Genomic DNA, 19,176 nt, shown 5'->3' on the forward strand with positions numbered 1-19,176 from the left:
ATTGAGGGGCCCCGCGGTGATGCGAGGTCTCTTTGCTCTCAGCCCAGAAGGCGGCACGCTGTTGAGTGTGAACAGGTCTTGGTGTCACGGGATGTAAACTGAGTATGCGGAAGAGGCAATCACAGGTGAGTGCGACTGTTCTGGGGCGAAGGCTCGCCCCAGAACGATATGGCCTGAGCTTACGTTGAGAGCCCCTGATGGCCTTTGTCTTCAGATTCCGGGCGCCCCCTTGCTTCGAGACAACCCAAAACGCCGAACAGCTCCTGCGCTTCCATGGCCATCATGCCGCAGGCCCACATGAAGCTGTCCTGCCATTGATCGTTCATCAGCCGGAACGCCTTGCCTTGCTCGCCTCGTGTCATGGCCAGCAGGGCCGTCAGTTGGGCGAGCCGGGCGCTGAGTTGATCGGTGACGGTCAGCGCATTGACATTCGAATGGAGGCTGTAGAGCCGATCGCTGGCGGTGAAGGTCAGGTTCGGGCTCATAGCCAGGCCTCCCTTCCCAGTTTGAATGTACGGACGAGATGAGACATGGTGAATCTCCGATGTAGCGGTATGTAACTCCGCTCCTCAGCCGCCAAGCTGGGGGGCGGAACCGTGCAGGTTGGCGGACCGGTACATCGAAACCGGCAGGGTTTCCCCTCCCGCACGGCCCGCCCATAGGGACGATGCCATGCTCCGGACACAAAAAAACCGCACGGGGCGGTCGTCCGTCGATGTAATCCGGGCCGCCAAGCCCGGCCGCTGTTGTTTGCAGCAGCCCCGGCATGATGCGCCGCGAGGCTCCATGACGCAAGATCGGTAGTCAGCACATTCCTTTCCGCGACGTCGGTGGCCGACTGGAAAGCCATGTCCAGGTACGCTTTCTGCATCAATGCTGGTGTATTTCTCCTGCACAGCAGGAGGCCGGCAAGCGATTCCGCCAACCGGCAATTCTTACCGACACGGAGGCAGAAAATGGACATTCGGGCCGTGGGTCAGCCGATCACCGCGTCTCAGCGCCACAGCTACGCCGAGGCGCCCGACAACAGTTTCTACCAGACCTTCCAGTCGGCCTTTGCGGCCGCCAGCGCGGTTGCCGACGGGGCTGCGGCTGGGCCGGAGGCGGCGGGTGGCCAGGCGGGCCCCACGTCGTCCGAGGCCCTGGAGGCCATCCTCGGGCGGACCCACACGGAGCTGTCCGCGCTGCGTGGCGTGGGCGCCGACAGCCAGGCCGTCTACGCCAAGGTGCTGGACAAGGCCTACGCCAGCGGCGCGATGAGCAACGCCCGCCAGTTCCTGAGCAGCCTGTCTGCCGGGGAGCTGGAGGCCGTCCGCAGGAACCACTGCCTGGCCGAGCCCATCGACGTGGCGGCGATCAGCGAGGAAGGCGCCCGCAACCTGCTCCTGCCGGAGGGCTATTGTGTGGATCTCAATGGCGATGGCCTCGACGAGGTCGGGGCGGGCCTGATCGCCCACTTCCCGCCCAACGACGCCCCCGCGGCGGTTCGGGAAGCGTGGTTTCAAGCCACGGCCGCCATGCCCGATGGCGAGGCGATGACCTATGGCCTGATGATGCACGACGCCGTGTACGGCCTGCACATCGACGGCCAGAACACGCCCTCCCCCTACAAGGCCGACGACACGGACAGCTACCGCCAGATCGTCAGCAACTTCCTGGCCGCGCTGGAGGCCCAGCGGGGAATGATCTCCAGCGAGCAGTACGCGCGGGACAAGGATTTCTTTACGCGGCTGGGGGCGTTGCTGAAATGACTAGCAAGGTCCACGCGTAGAACGCCTTCAGAAAGTCTGCACTTTCCTCCAGTCAGGTCTGCACAGACAGTCAAGCTCGCCTGAGTCTCAGTCTCCAAACTCCTCCGTACAAATTTTCATAAAAGACGTACGGAGGAGTACCAATGGAGTCAAAGCAAACGCCCCACCGACTGGGAGGTTGGTTGGGTGCGCTGTGTCTGCTGATCCCGGCCAGCCTTGCCCTGGCGGGCAACCCTGCAAATGTCGACAACCGGCGGCTCGTTGCTGCCGACAAGGAGCCCGGCAACTGGATGAGCCACGGGCGAACTTACGACGAGCAGCGTTTCTCACCGCTGAAGAAGATCTCCGAGACAAATGTCGGCAAGCTCGGCCTCGCGTGGACCTACAAGCTGGATGTGGACCGCGGCATCGAAGCCACGCCGATTGTGGTCGATGGCGTCATGTACACCACCGGGGCCAAGAGCATGGTGTATGCACTCGACGCCACTACCGGCAAGCTGCTGTGGAAGTATGACCCGCAGGTGCACGGCATCCGCCTCTCGGAAGGTTGCTGTGACGTGGTCAACCGGGGGGTTGCGGTATGGCAGGGCAAGGTTTTCCTCGGGGCCTTCGACGGCCGCCTGATTGCCCTCGATGCCCGGAACGGTCGCAAGCTGTGGGAGACGGATACGGTTCTCGACCACGGTCGTAGCTACACCATTACCGGTGCGCCGCGGGTCGTGAAGGGCAAGGTGTTGATCAGCAACGGCGGCGCCGAATTTGGCGTGCGCGGCTACATTTCTGCCTACGATGCCGACACCGGCAAGCTCGCGTGGCGCTTCTATACCGTACCCGGCGACCCGGCCAAACCCGCCGAGAACAAAGCCATGGAGATGGCACGGGCCACCTGGTTCGGCACCGAATACTGGAAGCAAGGCGGTGGTGGCACGGTTTGGGACGCCACGGCCTACGATCCCGAGCTGGACCTGCTCTACGTCGGGACCGGCAACGCTTCCTGGTGGAACCGCAAGGCGCGCTCGGATGGCAAGGGTGACAACCTGTTTGTGTCGTCCATCGTTGCCCTGCGCCCGTCCACGGGCGAGTACGTCTGGCATTACCAGGTGACGCCCGGCGACATGTGGGACTACACCGCGACTCAGCACATCATCCTGGCCGATCTGCCCATCGACGGGAAGACCCGCAAGGTGCTGATGCAGGCACCCAAGAACGGCTTCTTCTACGTGCTCGATCGCCAGACCGGCGAACTGCTGTCCGCGGAAAAATATGCACCGGCCACCTGGGCAACCCACGTGGACATGAAGACCGGCCGCCCTGTGGTGGACGAGAAGGCCTCCAACTATCTGGACGGACCAAAAATCGTCAGCCCGGCCTTTATCGGTGCCCACAACTGGCAGCCGATGTCCTTCAACCCCCAAACCGGCTTGGTGTACATCCCGGTCCAGGAAACCGCGGCCATGCTGTCGGCCACCACGCCGGTCAGCCGCAGCCCCCACAAGTCCGTTGTGAATCTGGGTATCGACGTGCCCGATCTGCCCGAGGACCCGGCGATCGTCAAACAGATCTCCGACAGCTACAAGGGCAAGCTGGTGGCTTGGGATCCGGTGCGCCAGAAGGCTGCATGGAGCCAGGACTACCGCACCATCTACAACGGCGGCACCCTCAGCACCGCAGGCAACCTGGTCTTCCAGGGAACCGCCGATGGCCGGGTAGTCGCTTACGCTGCCGACTCGGGTAAAAAGCTGTGGGAATCGCCCGCCAACACCGGAGTGATGGCAGGCCCCATTACCTACGAGGTGAAGGGTGAGCAGTACGTAAGCTTCATGGCCGGCTGGGGCGGCACCTTTCCGTTGATTCTCGGGCCTCTGTCACAGGCCGCGAAGGTGAAGCCGGAATCGCGCGTGCTCACTTACAAGCTCGGTGGTACTTCCAGCTTGCCGGCACCACGTAACGAGCCCCAAGCCTTGCCTGAACCGCCCGCTGTCACCGCCGGAGCGGACGACCTGAAGGCCGGTCGTAACCTGTTCAACGGCTATTGCGGGGGGTGTCACGGACTCAATGCCGTGTCTGGTGGTGTGATCCCCGATTTGCGCTACCTCGACGCGAAGAAGCACAGCCAGTTCGAGGACATCGTGCTGCGGGGCCAGCGCGTCACGAAGGGGATGCCGCCGTTCGCGAGCGTGCTGTCGACGGATGACGCCGAGCGCATCCACCAGTATCTGATCAAGCGTGCCCACGACCTGAACAAGGAAATCGGCCCCTCGGCCCAGCGCTGAGCGGCTGCCATTGCCGGAGGCGATGGGAGTCGCCGCCGGCTATTCATGGCCCTCAAGGCCCATAAGACCCAAAAAAATGGAGACAAACATGAACACCATCCTACATCGTTGATCCTCAGATCATCGTGCCCGTCGGCCGCCAAAAGGTGGGCCTCGCCGACAAAGAAACCTCCGGCTTGGGCGACGTGATCTTTGGCGGCACGCTATGGACTATTGCTGACATGCAGAACGGCGAGCACCTGGGTTGGTCGGTGTTCTTCACTGCGCCGACCGGCAGTGACAAGAATCAGGGCTTCGCACTCAGCAATAATCGGTGGGCTACCGATTTCCAGGTTGGTTACGTCAAGCGCTTTGCGCCCAAGTGGTCACTCGATGCAATTGGCGAAGTCGAGTTCTATCAGCACGAACGGGACTCCGGCGCCAAGCGCGATCCGCTCTACCAGGTGCACACCCACCTGCGCTACCACATATCCGACGCAACCCACCTTGGGGTGTCCTATCGCCACAATTGGGGCGCCAAGGATTCTCTGAATGGCGTGGCCCAGACCGATAGCCGCAACAATGGAAACCTCACACTGACCGCCGCGACCTTCATTGCCCCCAACGTGGCAGGCCATGGTCCAGTACAGCCACGACACTCAAGTCCAGGATGGCCCGCTGACTCGTGGAATCCAGACCCGTCTCGTAAAGATCTTCTGAAACCAATCCCCCACCCAGGACAAGGCTCCGATTCCGGTTGAGTCAAAACTGCCCGTTTGCGTCAAAGCATGCGGGCAACCGGAGTCATATGGCGGAATCCTCAGAGTTCGAGCCGCCGCTCGCTCATCCACTTGACGATGGCTGCGCGGGTGAGCTCGTAGCCGGCGTCCTCGACCCACAGCTTCCTGGTGACGAACGATACCCTCGGCACCCTCTCCTGCGTTGCAGCGCTCTCCGTGGAAAGCGGGCCTTCACGCTACTGGCTTGTTGGTGGCACCGGCCAGCCATACAATGACACATGAATTAAAAGAGAAATCCACTTCATGCTTGGCCATGCCATGCCGCTCACCAATTGACGCAAGCCGCGCACACCTCACGCAACCTCCCCCATAGGACCACCACCCCATGCTTTCTTCCTCCGTCGGCTTTCGCCTGCCCCGGATCCTAGCGGCCCTATGCCTGACGCTCCTGGCCGCTTGTGCCAGCCCCCCGCAAAAGCAGCACACCGGCAGCGCCGAGGCGGACATGCTCGACACCTCCAACACCCCTCTCGTGCGCCTCGGCAAGGGAAGCCCTCCGCTCGTACTGCAAGCCGGGCTGGGCGACAGCAAACGCACCTGGAAGAAAGTCCTGCCGGCCCTCGCCAGTGAGCATCTGGTCGTCGCCATCGACCGCCCCGGACGCAATGGCCTGGCTGATGCGGAAACGCCGCGCGATCCGTGCAGCATTGCCCGCGAGCAGCATGATTTGCTGAAGAACGCCGGGATCGCCCCTCCCTACCTCCTCGTCGGCCATTCCCTGGGCGGCTTGTACCAGTTCGTCTACGCCAAACTCTACCCGGATGAAGTCGCCGGCCTCGTTCTCGTCAACCCTACCCCGCCCCACCATTGGGAACGGATTCAGCAGGAGGCACCTACCGCTGCCGTAATGCTGAAGGGATTGCGTGCGGTGGCATTCAGCCGCACCGACCGGGCCGAGTTCGACGACCAGGAGAGTTGCCTGGCCAGCCTGGACCTGCGAACGCCCCTGAACAAACCCGCCAAGGTGCTGCTTGCCGGGCGCCTCCGCCCCGAGGAAAAGGGGGATTTCGAAAAGATGCTCAAGCGCTCACGCCAGGACTGGATTCGGCTCACCGGGGTGCCGGAGCTCGATATGATCTGGGACTCCGGGCATTTCATCCAGAAGGACAGCCCTGAAGAGGTGGTCAGCGCGGTACGGCAAGTTACCGATCTGGTCCGTCGCCCTCAGTAGTGCCGAAGGAGAAATCGAAATGCCCCCGCCGAAGCCCACCCGACTCCCGCCCAAAGGCAAACAGCTGCTCTCCGCCCTCCTGCTCGCAAGCCTGAGCGCCTGTAGCGTAATCAGCCCCAGCGCCCGTCTGGAGGAGCAGCACCAGGAAATTCTACCGGGCAAGACAACCAAGCAGGAACTGCGCAGCCGCCTGGGCGACCCCAGTGAAACAATCCAGGAAGAGAGGGCCAATGTGTGGGTCTACAGCGGCAAGCTGGAAGTGCCCTTCCTGATCGGGATGATTCCGATTGTCGGCGACGTGCTTGAAGCCGTGGAGGCGGCACACAACCTGCGCACCCATTACGAGTTGATTGTTCAGTTCGACTCCCGCGACGTGGTCAAAAAATACAAGCTACGGGAAATGGACTAAGCCCCCGACGGAGTCGGTGGATTAGACATATTCGAGCCTTCTCCTCATCCAGCCTGGGGCACGACCTGCCGGGGATGGCGCGCCATCTTGATCGGGAGTTCCCGCGCGACCGACCGGGCAACCTTTGATCATTCGCCGGTAGCCGGCGCCACGCGGGCCGCTGAGTTCAGCGTTGGCGAGCGGCGTGATGACGATGCCGGGGCTGATGGTGTTGATGCGCGTGCCGCGTTGCCCCCACTTCACCGCCCCGGCCATCCTGGCACGGCGGCAGGATTGCAAGGAATTCCAGTTTCGAGCAAGGCGCTAACTCAACGGCCTGACGAGGACACAGCCGAACCCTTCAGCAGCCGCCCGTCAAAAGGATAACGAGCGGCTGAGACAACTTGGCAGCCCGCCATCACCGGTTGGAGATGGTTGAGCAGGATACTTTGTGCGCGCCCCATAGCTGAGACGATTCGGCAGCCCGCCATCTCTGGATGGAGGGGGTTGAGCAGGATATTGTGTGCGCGCCCCACCACGGTCGAAGGAACACGAAGCAGCAGGGATGTTCCGTTGGCCAGCCAGGCATCTCCGCAACGGCGCGTTGTGATGAGGTCTGCCTGCCAACCGTCGGTAAGCGGAGCGCCGTCAGGCAGGGTCACGTGGGTGATCGACACACCGTCCGGGACTTCTATTTCAAGCAACTGGTACTGGGCCGGGAGTTCGCCGGGATGGGCGGCTTCCACGTGGACCAGCACATCCAAGAGTGCCGCTGACGCACTTTCGGCGAGATAGATGACTGGTCGCCCCCGGTTGTGCCAGCGGCCGTGATGGACGAGCCCTCCGACGCCGGAGAGGTTGACGTAATTGCTGATCCGCCACAGGATCAAGCGAAATACCCTTGGTCGATCTCGTGAAGCCAGTTCTCGACGGCTTCGAAGCCCAGGACGTCGCTTGCAAAATCCATCGGTGCCATGCCGTCGAGGCGCTTTTTCGGGGTATGAAGCCAGTCATGGGCGCGTTGGGCATCCCCAAAAACCAGCTCTGCCAACAATTGCAGGCGGAGCATCCGGTACAGTCCATCGAACTCGCTGTTGGTGAGCAAGCCTTCGTTCTTGCGCCGGATCCAGGTTCTGCGAGGGACGATCCGATAAACGTCGGCCGGCGCCAGGAGGTGTTCGCCCACCAGCGTGCGCAACAACATCCCGCCGAGCTGCTTGCGATCCGTTCGGGCGAGACTCATCTCATCGACAGCCGTGGGCATGCCGAGCGCACCTCCCAGGCGGCTCGCCAGACGGTCCTGCAGGGATGAATTCATGTCGCTTCCATGTGAGCCACGATGGAAACGATGGTGCGCCAGATGGCGCAAAGATTCAACGATTGCGCCCAAGGGCGGCGCTGGAAGGACTGGGCATGGCACCCATGCCTTCAGCACTCTGCTTCTGTGTGTCCCTCGCCTTACTGCAGGAAAGCCGGCCGCGCATATCCCTGGAAATGCTTGTCCAGCGCCGCCCGGTACTCCGGCGCGCGGAAGGCCGCGGCCAGGTCCTTCGCCCACGGCTTGTCCTTGTCTTCGGCCTTCACCGCGACCACGTTGAGGTAGTGGTCCGGGGTCTTCTCCAGCACGACCGCTTCGGTGAGCTTGAGGCCGGAGGAGATGGCGAAGTTGCCGTTGATCACCACGAAGTCGGCGTCGTCCAGCGTGCGCGGCAGCTGGGCGGCTTCGATGGGGGTCAGCACCAGTTTGTGGGGGTTCTCGGCCACGTCCTTCTCGGTGGCCTTCAGGGGATCGACGCCCTGCTTCACCTTGATGAGCTTGTTCTGTTCAAGGAAGACCAGCGCGCGGGCCAGGTTGCTGGGGTCGTTGGGCAGCGTGATGCGGTCGCCGCTCTTCAGATCGGCCAGGCTCTTGCGCTTCTTGGAGTACAGCCCGAGCGGCGCGATGGGGGCCTTGGTGATGTCCACCAGATTCAGGCCCTTGTCCGCCGAGAATTTCTTGAGGTAGATGATGTGCTGGAACAGGTTGGCGTCCAGGGAACCCTGGGCCAGCGCGAGGTTGGGCTGCACGTAGTCGTTGAATTCGACGAGCTTGACGGTGTAGCCCTTCTTTTCGAGAACGGGCTTGATGCCGAGCTTGAGCTGGTCGAAGTTGGAGCCGGCGGTGGCGCCGAGGGTCAGGGTCTTCTTTTCCTGGGCGTGGGCGGCGCCATGGCCGAGACCCAGGCTGGCGGCGACGCCCAGGACTGCCGCGATGCGCAGCGCCCGCAGGCCGAACTGACGACGAGAGGAATGCATGCTGTGTTCTCCTGTTTTTGCTTGGATTGAATGCTTGATGGGTCAGCGCTTGTCCACGCGCCGGGCCAGCCATTGGCCGAGAAACTGGATGCTCTGCACAAGGGCTACCAGCAGGACGATGGTGATCAGCATCACGTCGGTCTGGAAGCGGTAGTAGCCGTAGCGGATCGCCAGGTCGCCGATGCCGCCACCGCCCACCACGCCGGCCACCGCCGAGTAGGACAGGAAGCTCACCGCCAGCACGGTGACGGCCAGCACCAGGCCGGAACGGGCTTCCACCAGCAGCACGTGACGCACGATCTGCAGCGGCGAGGCGCCCATCGCCTCGGCGGCTTCGATGACGCCGCGCGGCACGTCGCGCAGGGTCTGCTCGATGAGGCGCGCGAAATAGAAGATCGCAGCGATGGACAGGGGCACGCTGGCGGCCAGCGGGCCGATGGAGGTGCCGGCCACGACCCGGGTGAAGGGCGAGATCGCCACCAGCAGGATGATGAAGGGGAAGGAACGCACCACGTTGATGACGCCGTTGGCCAGCAGGTTGAAGGCCCGGTAACGCTCCAGCGCTTGGCCCCGGCTGGTGAGGAACACCAGCAGGCCAAGGGCGCCGCCCAGCACGAGGGCTGCCGACAGGCAGATGCCCATCATCAGCAGGGTTTCGCCGGTGGCCTTGAGGATCTCCGGCAGCAGTTCTTCGAGGGTCTCAAGCATGGGCGCTCTCCTGGGCGAGATGATGGGGCGCGGGCTCAATCGGCGCGGACGAAGCACCGCCCGCCGCGCCGCCGAACTCCGCCAGCCAGCCGCCCAGGCGGGAGTCTTCCGGGATGCGTCCGTCGGCGATGTCGAGCTGCTCGACGATCTGGCCGGCCTCCATCACCGATACCCGATGGCACAGGCGGCGGATGACTTCCATCTCGTGGCTGACCAGCAGGATCGTGACGCCGAAGCGCCGGTTGGCGTCGGCCAGCACGCCGAGCAGGTCCAGCGTCGTCCGTGGGTCGAGGGCTGAAGTTGGTTCGTCGGCGAGCAGCACGTGGGGTTCTGGCGCCAGCGCACGGGCAATGGCCACGCGCTGCTTTTGTCCGCCCGAGAGGCGGCCCGGATGCACGTCGGCCTTGGCGGCGAGGCCGACGAAATCGAGGCAGGCCGCGACGCGTTCGCGGATGCGCGCCGCCGGCTCGCCGGACAGGCGCATCGGCAGCGCGACGTTCTCGGCCACCGTGAGGTTATGCAGCAGGTTGAAGTGCTGGAAGATCATGCCGATGCGGTGGCGCGCGTGGCGCAGCGCCGGTGCGGACAGGCGGGTCAGGTCCTGGCCGTGCACGATCACCTGGCCCGCGTCGGGCCGTTCGAGGAGATTGACCAGGCGCAGCAGCGTGGACTTGCCGGCACCCGAGAAGCCGATGATCCCGTGGATCTCGCCGGCTGGCACCGCCAGGCTGGTCGGCTGGACGCCGACGTTCTGTCCGCCCGGATCGGTGAAGCGGCGGGAGACGCCGCGCAATTCGATGGCCGGCGTTGGACTATTGGTTCGGGACATGGGCTTATGCAAAATGAAGCGATGGGGCGACTCTAGCGCCGCCCTGCCCGCTCCCGAACCAAGTAATCCTGCTGAGCTTTACAGCGCCGCCGTGGATAGCTTTCCACGCTCGGCGGACTCTTGCTTACTGCTTGCGATGCGCGCAGCGGGCACAGCTCAGGTCGTCGAGCCGCTCACGCACTTCGGTGGCGGAGTGCCGGCAGAACACCATGGGAATGCCCAGGTCTTCCGCCTGCTTGCGCACATTGCGCATCAGCATGTGATTGGCCCGGTCGCACATGAAGACCACCAGACCGGTGCGGCGCGACAGCTGGCGCCGGTTCTCCGAGGCCTTGCGGCCGGTCCAATGGTCGATCTGCTTGATGCCGAACTGGTCGGCCACCCGCAGGATTTCACTGCGGATACCTTCGATACGGTCCGCTCCCACGATCACTGCCTGCATATCGGCGACTCCTTCAAAGCGTGCCGCAGCACGAATGACGTGAGTGTGTCGCGGCCCCGCAGCGCACCAAACCAAATTCTTTCGATATGCATTGCAGGCGGACGGGGCATAAGCGCTATTCCATCCCCAAAGCTAAGCTATTGAATATTTTGAATTCATGCTTATTCATGAAGGCCAAAAAATGCTGCCGTCCGGGCAGCCGGTGAGCATCACTGTTGAAATCCAAACAGCACCTGCGCCGCGCTCGGGAAGATTCTTGTTAGCAATCAAGGGCGTCGAGTGCTGGCATTGCCCTTGCGATAGGTGATCCAAGGCCGCAGCCCTGCCATCGCAGGCCGGCCGGATCGTCCAAATCAAGCAACGGAGAACTCAGAAAAATGGCCATTCGTCCGCTCTACGACCGCGTCATCGTCAAGCGCCTCGACCCGGAGCGCACCACCGCCAGCGGCATCGTCATCCCCGACAGCGCCGGTGAAAAGCCCGATCAGGGTGAAGTGCTGGCCGTCGGCAACGGCAAGCTGCTCGCCAGCGGCGAGCTGCGTCCGCTGGCCGTCAAGGTCGGCGACCGCGTGCTGTTCGGCAAGTACGCCGGCCAGGCCGTCAAGATCGACGGCAGCGACGCCCTCGTGCTGCGCGAGGAAGACGTCATCGCCATCATCGAAGGCTGATTCCCCAGCCCCGCACCCGACAACACCACAAGACATTAAGAATCAGGAGCTCTCCACTCATGGCATCCAAGAAAGTCCTCTTCGGCGACGACGCCCGTGCCCGCATCGTCGTCGGCGTCAACATCCTGGCCGACGCGGTCAAGGTCACCCTCGGCCCGAAAGGCCGCAACGTGGTCCTGGAGCGTGCCTTTGGCGCCCCGACGGTGACCAAGGACGGCGTGTCCGTGGCCAAGGAAATCGAGCTGAAGGACAAGTACGAGAACATCGGCGCCCAGCTGGTGAAGGAAGTCGCCTCCAAGACCTCCGACAACGCCGGCGACGGCACCACCACCGCCACCGTGCTGGCCCAGGCCATCGTGCGTGAAGGCTTCAAATACGTGGCCGCCGGCTACAACCCCACCGATCTCAAGCGCGGCATCGACAAGGCCGTCGTCGCCATCGTCGCCGAGATCAAGAACATCGCCCGCCCGACCACCACCAGCAAGGAAATCGCTCAGGTCGGCGCCATCTCCGCCAACTCCGACGCCGACATCGGCCAGATCATCGCCGACGCCATCGATCGTGTCGGCAAGTCCGGCGTGATCACCGTGGAGGACGGCAAGTCCCTGGCCAATGAGCTGGACGTGGTGGAAGGTCTGCAGTTCGACCGCGGCTACCTGTCGCCCTACTTCATCAACAACCCGGACAAGCAGATCGCCGCGCTGGACGATCCGTTCATCCTGCTGTTCGACAAGAAGATCTCCAACATCCGCGACCTGCTGCCGGTGCTGGAGCAAGTGGCCAAGGCCGGCCGCCCGCTGCTGATCATCGCCGAGGACGTGGAAGGCGAAGCCCTGGCGACGCTGGTGGTCAACACCATCCGCGGCATACTGAAGGTTGTCGCCGTCAAGGCGCCGGGCTTCGGCGACCGCCGCAAGGCCATCCTGGAAGACATCGCCATCCTGACCGGCGGTCGCGTGATCGCCGAGGAAGTCGGCCTGACGCTGGACAAGGCCACGCTGGACGATCTCGGCCAGGCCAAGCGCATCGAAGTCGGCAAGGAAAACACCACCGTGGTGGATGGCCTCGGCAGCGCCGATGCGATCAAGGCCCGCGTGGGCATCATCGACGCGCAGATCGCCGAAGCCACCTCCGACTACGACAAGGAGAAGCTGCAGGAGCGCAAGGCCAAGCTGGCCGGCGGCGTGGCGGTGATCAAGGTCGGCGCGGCCACCGAAGTCGAACTGAAGGAAAAGAAGGCCCGCGTGGAAGACGCGCTGCACGCCACCCGTGCGGCGGTGGAAGAAGGCGTGGTGCCCGGCGGCGGCGTCGCGCTGCTGCGTGCCCGCAAGGCCATCTCCGAACTCAAGGGCGACAACCACGACCAGGATGCGGGCATCAAGATCGTGCTGCGCGCCGTCGAGGAACCCCTGCGCCAGATCGTCGCCAACGCCGGCGACGAGGCCTCGGTGGTGGTCAACAAGGTCATCGAGGGCGACGGCAACTTCGGCTACAACGCCGGCAACGGCACCTACGGCGATCTGGTCGAGCAAGGCGTGCTCGACCCGGCCAAGGTCACCCGCTCCGCGCTGCAGAACGCCGCGTCCGTGGCGGCACTGATCCTCACCACCGACGCCATCGTGGCGGAACTGCCGGACGACAAGCCGGCCGTGCCTCCCGGCCACCATCCGGAAGGCTTCGGCGGCGGCTTCTGATCACCTGATCACCTCACGGCAGCCCCCCTGCTTGTGACGGCCGGCCCTTCGGGGCCGGCTTTTTTGTGGCCATCAGCCGCTGGGCAAGCCAGCCCGCTCTGCCCGCTCGTGGCGCCAGGCTGCGGGTACGTCAGCGGATTGCATCGGGATTCCGCCAGCACGTGCAAGCCAATCAGCAGATAGAGCACGTAGACGAAGCCAAAGGCCCAGCGCCAGCCCACCGTATCGGTGAGCACCCCAGCGATCTGTCCGCCGATGAAGCGGGCCAGGGTGTGCTGGCGCTCCGCATAGGGAACCTTGTCGCCAATCCAGGCCATCGAGAGCGGAATGATGCCCGCCGCAGCCCCCCCGGGGAATGCGGTCATGAAGAGTGTTCTTCTTATCTGGAAGCGAGCGCCAGCCACACGACGGCGAGACAGTAGGCTTGCAGGCAATAGCGCATGTTGCCGCGCGCCAGGGTGCCGGCCGGGACGCCGAAGCGCCCCTGGATGGCGATGTGGATGCCGGACATCGAGCCCGCGGCAAGTCCAATGGCCCACGACTCGACGAAGACCAGGGCAAGCAGGTCGGGTTCCGGGTGAAGCGGTGCCAGCCAGGACGCCATGATGGTGATCGAGATCACCACGTGGATACCGAGAATGGACAGCAGGATCATCAGGGCCAGGATGATCGCCGCCTCGAAGGTGCCGAACACGCTGAAAGGCATCCACACGCCGCCGAGGCTGATCAGCGACTGCAAGCCGCTGGCAAAGACCCCGGCCGCCAGAAACAGGATGAGCTCGCCGGACATGCCGGGCAGGCGGTCCCTGGCATGGCGGTAGATCGACCGTGCGGCGGCCCCGGGGCCCTTTTCAACGGAGGTCACCGCGCAGACGATCGCCAGCGCAGACAGGCTGACGATGGACAGCGCCGCCCACTGCGGAAGCAGCCAATGCCCGGCCGCAACCAGCACGGAGAGCAAGGCCGGCACACGCAGCGCCCGCAGATGCATGGGGTAGCCGACGAAGGTCGCGCTGCTGTTGCCCAGCGCTCTTTCGATATCGCGCACTGCCAGCACCAGCAGCACGGCAGCGAGCGCCGCGCCGATGCCGGCCAGCCGCATTGGATTGGCGCCCGGCGCATTGGTCAACGCAACCGCGGTGGCCGCAAAGAAGGGCGACCACAGGGCCGCCGCCAGAAAGGCCCGCCCAAGGATCATGGCCTGCTCGGGACGGAGCTTGCCCGCCGCCCTGATCCGCTCGGCCATGATGAAGACCGCCGACAGGTTGATGACCGCCCCCAGCAGATGCACGCCAAGGGCCGTGCGCCACAAGGCCTTTCGCCCCTGCGGCAGCGTCTCGCGGGCATCTTCCGCCGTATTGAGCAACTGCAGGAAGCTGACCGCTCCGAGCATGCCCAGCAGCGCCGTATTCTGCGTCAGCACACTGAGCCACGCCGGACGCTGGCCATGGAACAGACTCACCCCGAAGGCCAGCAGCCCGCAACCCGCCAGCAACACGGCCTGGCGTTTCTGCGCTGCGGGCAGGCGTGGCCACAGGAGCGCCGCGGCCAGCCAGGCGCTGGCGCCGGCCCACCCGCTTGGTGGCCCGTGGCCCGTCCCCGTCAATGCCGCCAGCACGATCATCACGGCCAGCAAGGCCGAGGCCAAGGGCTGGCGCTTGAGCAGCGTGTGCTGTGTATCCGATTCACGCATCGTCTTGAATTAATACCGGCAAGCCTCCCACCCGCGGGAGCCAGGCTGCCGCGGGCGGACCACTCTGCATGCCTTAACTGGCGTGGGAGATCAAATTGCCCAGTCCGCCCGGAGCGGGTGTGCCGACCGCGCCGGTCAGACCCTTGCCCAGCTCCCGGTCGGCGGCCGCCGGGTCGAGCAGGCGCACCGCCACGCCGACGGCCAGGATGTCGATCATCAGCAGGTGCAGGATGCGCGACACCATCGAGATGTAGCTGGTGCCGTCCTCGGCGTGGTCCACCGCCAGCGCCACGGTGGCTTTGGCGGCCAGCGGCGAATTGCTGGTGGTGATGGCGATGACGCTGGCGCCGGCAGCCAGCGCCAGGTCCACTGCCTGCAGGATGTCGGCCATCGCGCCGGAGCGGGACACCGCCACCACCACGTCGTCCTTGCCGAGCAGCTCCGCCGCCATCATCTGCAGGCGCGAGTCGGAATAGGCCACCGTCGGAATGCGGAAGCGGAAGAACTTGTGCTGGCCATCGATGGCCACCACCGCCGAGTTGCCCATGCCGTAGAACTCGATGCGCCGCGCCTTCTGCAGCAGTGCGATGGCCTTCTCGACGGCCTCCGGGTCGAGGCTGTCGCGGAAGCGCAGGATCGCCGACACCGTGTTGTCGAGCACCTTCACCGACAGGTCCGGCGCGGAGTCGCCAAGCCGCACCTGGCTGTGGCGCACCGGCACCGTGCCGCTGATCCCCGAGGCCAGCTTGCGCTTGAACTCGGCCAGGCCCTGGGCGCCCAGCGAGCGGCAGAAGCGGATCACCGTCGGCTGGCTGACCTCGGAATGGCGGGCGATCTCGACGATGGGCTCGTTGAGGAACATGCGCGGCTGGCTCAGCAGGAACTGGGCGACGCGCTGCTCCGCCGGGCTCAGGCTGGCCTTGGCGCGGCGGATGTTGCCAAGCATCGGGCTCTCCGATTCGCCGCGCTGCAGATGGGCGCCGAGGATCGCCGCCACGCCGAGGAAGGCCGGGTTGGCGGCGGTGATCACATAGGTCGGGATCTGCGCCAGGTAGTCGGCGAAACGGCCCTTGCTCTCGAAACGCTGGCGGAAGGCCGAGCGGTCGAACACCTCGCCCAAGCGCGGCACGATGCCCGCGCCGATGTAGATGCCGCCGACCGCACCGAGTGTTACCGCCACGTCGGCGGCCACCGTGCCGAGCATTGCGCAGAAGCACTCCACCGCCTCGGCGCACAGGCCGGTGTCGCCGTTCAGCACCGCCTGCACGATGTCCGGCGCGCTGCGGCCGGGCGCCTCGACGCCATTGCGTGCGGCCAGCGCCCGGTGGATCAGCTCCAGGCCGGGGCCGGACACCAGGCGCTCGGCGGAGACGTGGGGCAGTTCCTTCCACGCATACTGCAGGATGAACACTTCCCGCTCGTCCGCCGGCGCAAAGCTCACGTGGCCGCCTTCCGAGCCCAGCGTGATCCAGCGGTCCTCGGCGGGGATCAAGCCGGAAACGCCCAGCCCGGTGCCAGGGCCGATCAGGCCGATCACCGCGTTCTGGCGCGCCTCGCCACCGCCGACCTGGCGCCGCTGCGGGTTGCCGAGATACGGCAGGGACATGGCCAGCGCGGTGAAGTCGTTGACCACCAGCAGGGTGTCCAGGTCCAGGCCACGGCGCGCGTCCTCGATGGAGAACTGCCAGTCCCGGTTGGTCATCTTCACGAAATCGCCATCGATGGGGTTGGCGATGGCCACCGCCGCATGGCGCGGCCGCGGCCCGCGCAGGCCAGCGAAATAGGCCTGCACCACCGCCACGAAACCGGCATGGTCGGCACAGGTCAGCACCGCCAGCTGTTCCAGCCGGCCCGGCGCGGTTTCCAGCGCGAAGCGCGCATTGGTCGCCCCCACGTCGGCGAGCAGACGCGGGCCGCTGTCGTACAGCACCCCACTCGCTTCATTGCCCTGCATGTCCCAGCCGGCGGCCATTGCTCCTCCCACGTCCTTCTCCTGTTCGCTGATGCCCTTCAAATCTGCCCGCAAGCATAACCCAAGCGGAAGCCGATGCTGCCCACGCGGTTTTTTGCGGCGAGCTTTTCACAAAACCGTATACTTATGCACAAAACCGCAAATAGAATTGCGGGTATTCCCCACTTTGTTTGGACCCCATGCTCCCCGCCGCCCGTCACCGCGCCCTCCTCCAGCACCTGGCCAACAGCGGCCAGGCCGGCATCCTCGAACTCGCCACCGCCCTCGATGTGTCCGACGACACCATCCGCCGCGACCTGAAACACCTGGAAGCCCAGGGCCTGCTGACCCGCAGCCACGGCGGCGCAGTGCTGGCCGACATGCACGCCCTACCCCGCACGGCCCGTGACGCGGTGCTACCCGAAGAGAAGGAAGCCCTCGGCCGCGCCGTCGCCAACGCAATTCCGCCAGACGCGTCCCTGATGCTCGACGCCGGCTCGACGCTGCTGGCCGTCGCGCGGGCGCTGCGTGGGCCACATCTCGTCGTGACCCACTCGCTGGATGTCGCCCAGGCGCTGAGCACCCGGCCCGAGATTCGCTTGGTGCTGGCCGGTGGCGAATGGGATGCGCGCCAACGCCTGTTCCGCGGAGCAGCCACGGTGGACACCGTGCGCCGCTACCGCGTCGACCTCGCCATCCTCGGCGCCTGCGCGCTGCATTCACGCCACGGGCTGACCGCCACCGAGGCCGGCGACGCCGAGGTCAAGCGCGCGATGCTCGCCTGTAGCAGCAGCCACTGGCTGGCCACCGACCACCTCAAGTTCGACACCCTCGCGCCCCATGCGGTCGCCCCGCTGGACGATTTCGCGCGCTTGTTCTGCGACCAGCCTTTTTTTGCCGACTCATCTGCCAACTTACCCGCCGGCCTCACGCAAACCGCCCTCGACAGCACCGGAGAGCAAACCCGATGACGACACCCGCCCAACCTGTTCCGGTCGCCCTGATCGGCTACGGCAACGCCGGCAAGACCTTCCACGCCCCGCTGATCGCCGCCACGCCAGGCCTGCGCCTCGCCTGCATCGCCTCCAGCCAGGGCCAGGCCGTCTCCGCCGACTGGCCGGACGCCCGCGTCGTGGCCGATCCGCTGGCCGCCATCCACTCGCCGGATATCGAGCTGGTGGTCATCGCCAGCCCCAACGACACCCACGCAACTCTCGCCGCCGCGGCGCTGGCCGCCGGCAAGCACCTGGTCGTGGACAAGCCCTTCACCGTCGAGCTGGCCGAAGCCCGCGAGCTGATCCGCCTCGCCGAACAGCATGGCCGGCTGCTGTCGGTTTTCCATAACCGCCGCTGGGACGCGGACTTTCTGGCCCTGCGTGCGCTGCTCGCCGATGGCCGTCTCGGCCGGCCTACCCAGCTGGAATCCCGCTTCGAGCGTTTCCGCCCGGAAGTGCGCGCCCGCTGGCGTGAGCAGGCGGTGGCCGGAGGCGGCGTGTGGTACGACCTGGGGCCGCACCTTGTCGACCAGGCCCTGCAGCTCTTCGGCCTGCCGGACAGCGTGTCGGCCCGCTTCGCCATCCAGCGGGATGGCGCCGAGACAGACGACTGGGCCCAGGTGGATCTGGACTACGGCCGCCTGCAGGTCACGTTGCGTGCCTCGATGCTGGTGGCCGGCGGCATGCCGCGCTTCGCCGTCCACGGCACCGCCGGCAGCTGGGTCAAATACGGACTGGACTGCCAGGAAGACCAGCTCAAGGCCGGCATGCGTCCCGGTGCGCCGGACTGGGGGCTCGATCCACAAGCGCCCGCCCTGTATGCCGCCGACGGCTCGACCACCACGCCGCCGCTGCCCCGCGGCGACTACCCGGCCTACTACGCAGGCATCCATGCGGCGCTGCGGGAAGGCGCGCCCAACCCGGTGCCGGCCCACGAAGCCCTGGCTGTGATGGCCGTCATCGACGCCGCCCGGCGTAGCGCCCGCAGCGGCCAGCGCACCGACCTGGAGCTGACCGACAAGGAGCGCAGCGCATGGAACTGAAGGACGAGATCACCCGCGTCGCCACCCAGGAAACCGCCCTGCGCCTACCCCGCTTCGACGAGGACTTCGCCTGGCGGCTCGGCTCGCGCCTGCGCGGCATGGCCGTGGAACGCCGGCTGGCCGTTGCCATCGAGATCCGCCGCTGCGGCCAGCTGCTGTTCCATGCGGCACTGCCGGGCACGACGCCGGACAACGGCGACTGGATCCGCCGCAAGGGCAATGTGGTGACGCGCTTCCTGCGCAGCTCCTACGCCGTCGGCCTGAGCCTGCAGGAGAAAGGCGGCGACCTGACGAGCCGCTACGGCCTGCCGGCCGCCGACTATGCAAGCCACGGCGGCGCCTTTCCACTCTGCGTGGAAGGCGCCGGCGTCATTGGTTTCGTGGCAGTTTCAGGACTCCCCCAGCGCCTCGACCACGAGCTGGTGGTCGAGGCGCTGAGTGCCGAACTGGGCCTGGCGTATTCGCCACCGCCCGCCTGAACCGAAGCGCAGGCAGG

20 protein-coding genes are annotated in these 19,176 nt (G+C 65.4%); 10 read left to right on the forward strand and 10 right to left on the reverse strand.

What is annotated here, in order from left to right; genetic code table 11:
* Positions 1-179 precede the first annotated feature (179 nt).
* On the reverse strand, positions 180-485 hold the full coding sequence (locus AC1PPK_RS17085; RefSeq protein WP_481114209.1) for a hypothetical protein: 306 nt from the start codon (positions 483-485) through the stop codon (positions 180-182).
* 471 nt (positions 486-956) lie between these two features.
* Between AC1PPK_RS17085 and AC1PPK_RS17090 the strand changes: the two genes are divergently transcribed.
* From AC1PPK_RS17090 to AC1PPK_RS17110, 5 genes are all read left to right on the forward strand, one after another.
* Complete coding sequence (locus tag AC1PPK_RS17090; RefSeq protein WP_481114210.1) at positions 957-1,751, forward strand: hypothetical protein; 795 nt, start codon at positions 957-959, stop codon at positions 1,749-1,751.
* 143 nt (positions 1,752-1,894) lie between these two features.
* Complete coding sequence (locus AC1PPK_RS17095; protein WP_481114211.1) at positions 1,895-4,024, forward strand: PQQ-dependent dehydrogenase, methanol/ethanol family; 2,130 nt, start codon at positions 1,895-1,897, stop codon at positions 4,022-4,024.
* Positions 4,025-4,143: 119 nt separating this feature from the next.
* Positions 4,144-4,764: a transporter gene (locus tag AC1PPK_RS17100; protein WP_481118233.1), complete on the forward strand. Its 621-nt coding sequence runs from the start codon at positions 4,144-4,146 to the stop codon at positions 4,762-4,764.
* A 364-nt stretch (positions 4,765-5,128) separates the two neighbouring features.
* Positions 5,129-5,974: an alpha/beta fold hydrolase gene (locus tag AC1PPK_RS17105; protein WP_481114212.1), complete on the forward strand. Its 846-nt coding sequence runs from the start codon at positions 5,129-5,131 to the stop codon at positions 5,972-5,974.
* A gap of 19 nt (positions 5,975-5,993) precedes the next feature.
* The gene (locus AC1PPK_RS17110; RefSeq protein WP_481114213.1) at positions 5,994-6,383 is read left to right on the forward strand and encodes a hypothetical protein; all 390 of its coding nucleotides are present in this window, start codon (positions 5,994-5,996) and stop codon (positions 6,381-6,383) included.
* Between the two features lie 308 nt (positions 6,384-6,691).
* Here AC1PPK_RS17110 and AC1PPK_RS17115 read toward each other — a convergent pair whose 3' ends face one another.
* The 6 genes from AC1PPK_RS17115 to AC1PPK_RS17140 form a co-directional block, all read right to left on the reverse strand.
* The gene (locus AC1PPK_RS17115) at positions 6,692-7,252 is read right to left on the reverse strand and encodes an RES family NAD+ phosphorylase (RefSeq protein ID WP_481114214.1); all 561 of its coding nucleotides are present in this window, start codon (positions 7,250-7,252) and stop codon (positions 6,692-6,694) included.
* A complete protein-coding gene (locus AC1PPK_RS17120; RefSeq protein ID WP_481114215.1) occupies positions 7,249-7,680 on the reverse strand; it encodes an antitoxin Xre/MbcA/ParS toxin-binding domain-containing protein in 432 nt (143 codons plus the stop codon). The genes AC1PPK_RS17115 and AC1PPK_RS17120 overlap by 4 nt, the downstream gene beginning before the upstream one ends.
* 140 nt (positions 7,681-7,820) lie before the next feature.
* Positions 7,821-8,657, reverse strand: coding sequence for a MetQ/NlpA family ABC transporter substrate-binding protein (locus AC1PPK_RS17125; RefSeq protein ID WP_481114216.1), 837 nt, complete (start codon positions 8,655-8,657; stop codon positions 7,821-7,823).
* A gap of 42 nt (positions 8,658-8,699) precedes the next feature.
* The gene (locus AC1PPK_RS17130; RefSeq protein ID WP_481114217.1) at positions 8,700-9,365 is read right to left on the reverse strand and encodes a methionine ABC transporter permease; all 666 of its coding nucleotides are present in this window, start codon (positions 9,363-9,365) and stop codon (positions 8,700-8,702) included.
* The gene (locus AC1PPK_RS17135; protein ID WP_481114218.1) at positions 9,358-10,194 is read right to left on the reverse strand and encodes a methionine ABC transporter ATP-binding protein; all 837 of its coding nucleotides are present in this window, start codon (positions 10,192-10,194) and stop codon (positions 9,358-9,360) included. The genes AC1PPK_RS17130 and AC1PPK_RS17135 overlap by 8 nt, the downstream gene beginning before the upstream one ends.
* A gap of 124 nt (positions 10,195-10,318) precedes the next feature.
* Positions 10,319-10,636, reverse strand: coding sequence for a DUF2325 domain-containing protein (locus AC1PPK_RS17140; RefSeq protein WP_481114219.1), 318 nt, complete (start codon positions 10,634-10,636; stop codon positions 10,319-10,321).
* 377 nt (positions 10,637-11,013) lie between these two features.
* Between AC1PPK_RS17140 and AC1PPK_RS17145 the strand changes: the two genes are divergently transcribed.
* Both AC1PPK_RS17145 and groL read left to right on the forward strand, forming a co-directional pair.
* Positions 11,014-11,304 (forward strand): co-chaperone GroES, encoded by a 291-nt coding sequence (locus tag AC1PPK_RS17145; protein WP_079437001.1) that lies wholly within the window; start codon positions 11,014-11,016, stop codon positions 11,302-11,304.
* Between the two features lie 59 nt (positions 11,305-11,363).
* Entirely contained in the window at positions 11,364-12,998 is a 1,635-nt protein-coding gene (gene groL, locus AC1PPK_RS17150; protein WP_481114220.1) for a chaperonin GroEL, read from the forward strand.
* Between the two features lie 8 nt (positions 12,999-13,006).
* Here groL and AC1PPK_RS17155 read toward each other — a convergent pair whose 3' ends face one another.
* The 3 genes from AC1PPK_RS17155 to AC1PPK_RS17165 form a co-directional block, all read right to left on the reverse strand.
* Positions 13,007-13,363, reverse strand: coding sequence for a hypothetical protein (locus AC1PPK_RS17155; RefSeq protein WP_481114221.1), 357 nt, complete (start codon positions 13,361-13,363; stop codon positions 13,007-13,009).
* A 14-nt stretch (positions 13,364-13,377) separates the two neighbouring features.
* Positions 13,378-14,691, reverse strand: a complete 1,314-nt coding sequence (locus AC1PPK_RS17160) for a hypothetical protein (protein ID WP_481114222.1) — start codon at positions 14,689-14,691, stop codon at positions 13,378-13,380.
* Between the two features lie 73 nt (positions 14,692-14,764).
* Positions 14,765-16,675 carry a glucokinase gene (locus AC1PPK_RS17165; RefSeq protein WP_481114223.1) on the reverse strand — a complete coding sequence of 637 codons (1,911 nt, stop codon included), beginning with the start codon at positions 16,673-16,675 and terminating at the stop codon, positions 14,765-14,767.
* 167 nt (positions 16,676-16,842) lie between these two features.
* Between AC1PPK_RS17165 and AC1PPK_RS17170 the strand changes: the two genes are divergently transcribed.
* Genes AC1PPK_RS17170 through AC1PPK_RS17180 form a run of 3 tightly spaced genes read left to right on the forward strand, consistent with a single transcriptional unit; the run spans position 16,843 to position 19,159 of the window.
* Complete coding sequence (locus AC1PPK_RS17170; protein WP_481114224.1) at positions 16,843-17,613, forward strand: DeoR/GlpR family DNA-binding transcription regulator; 771 nt, start codon at positions 16,843-16,845, stop codon at positions 17,611-17,613.
* The gene (locus AC1PPK_RS17175) at positions 17,610-18,680 is read left to right on the forward strand and encodes an oxidoreductase (RefSeq protein WP_481114225.1); all 1,071 of its coding nucleotides are present in this window, start codon (positions 17,610-17,612) and stop codon (positions 18,678-18,680) included. The genes AC1PPK_RS17170 and AC1PPK_RS17175 overlap by 4 nt, the downstream gene beginning before the upstream one ends.
* Positions 18,671-19,159 carry a heme-degrading domain-containing protein gene (locus AC1PPK_RS17180; RefSeq protein WP_481114226.1) on the forward strand — a complete coding sequence of 163 codons (489 nt, stop codon included), beginning with the start codon at positions 18,671-18,673 and terminating at the stop codon, positions 19,157-19,159. The genes AC1PPK_RS17175 and AC1PPK_RS17180 overlap by 10 nt, the downstream gene beginning before the upstream one ends.
* Positions 19,160-19,176: the final 17 nt, after the last annotated feature.

The organism is Zoogloea sp. JDB1, assembly GCF_056724025.1.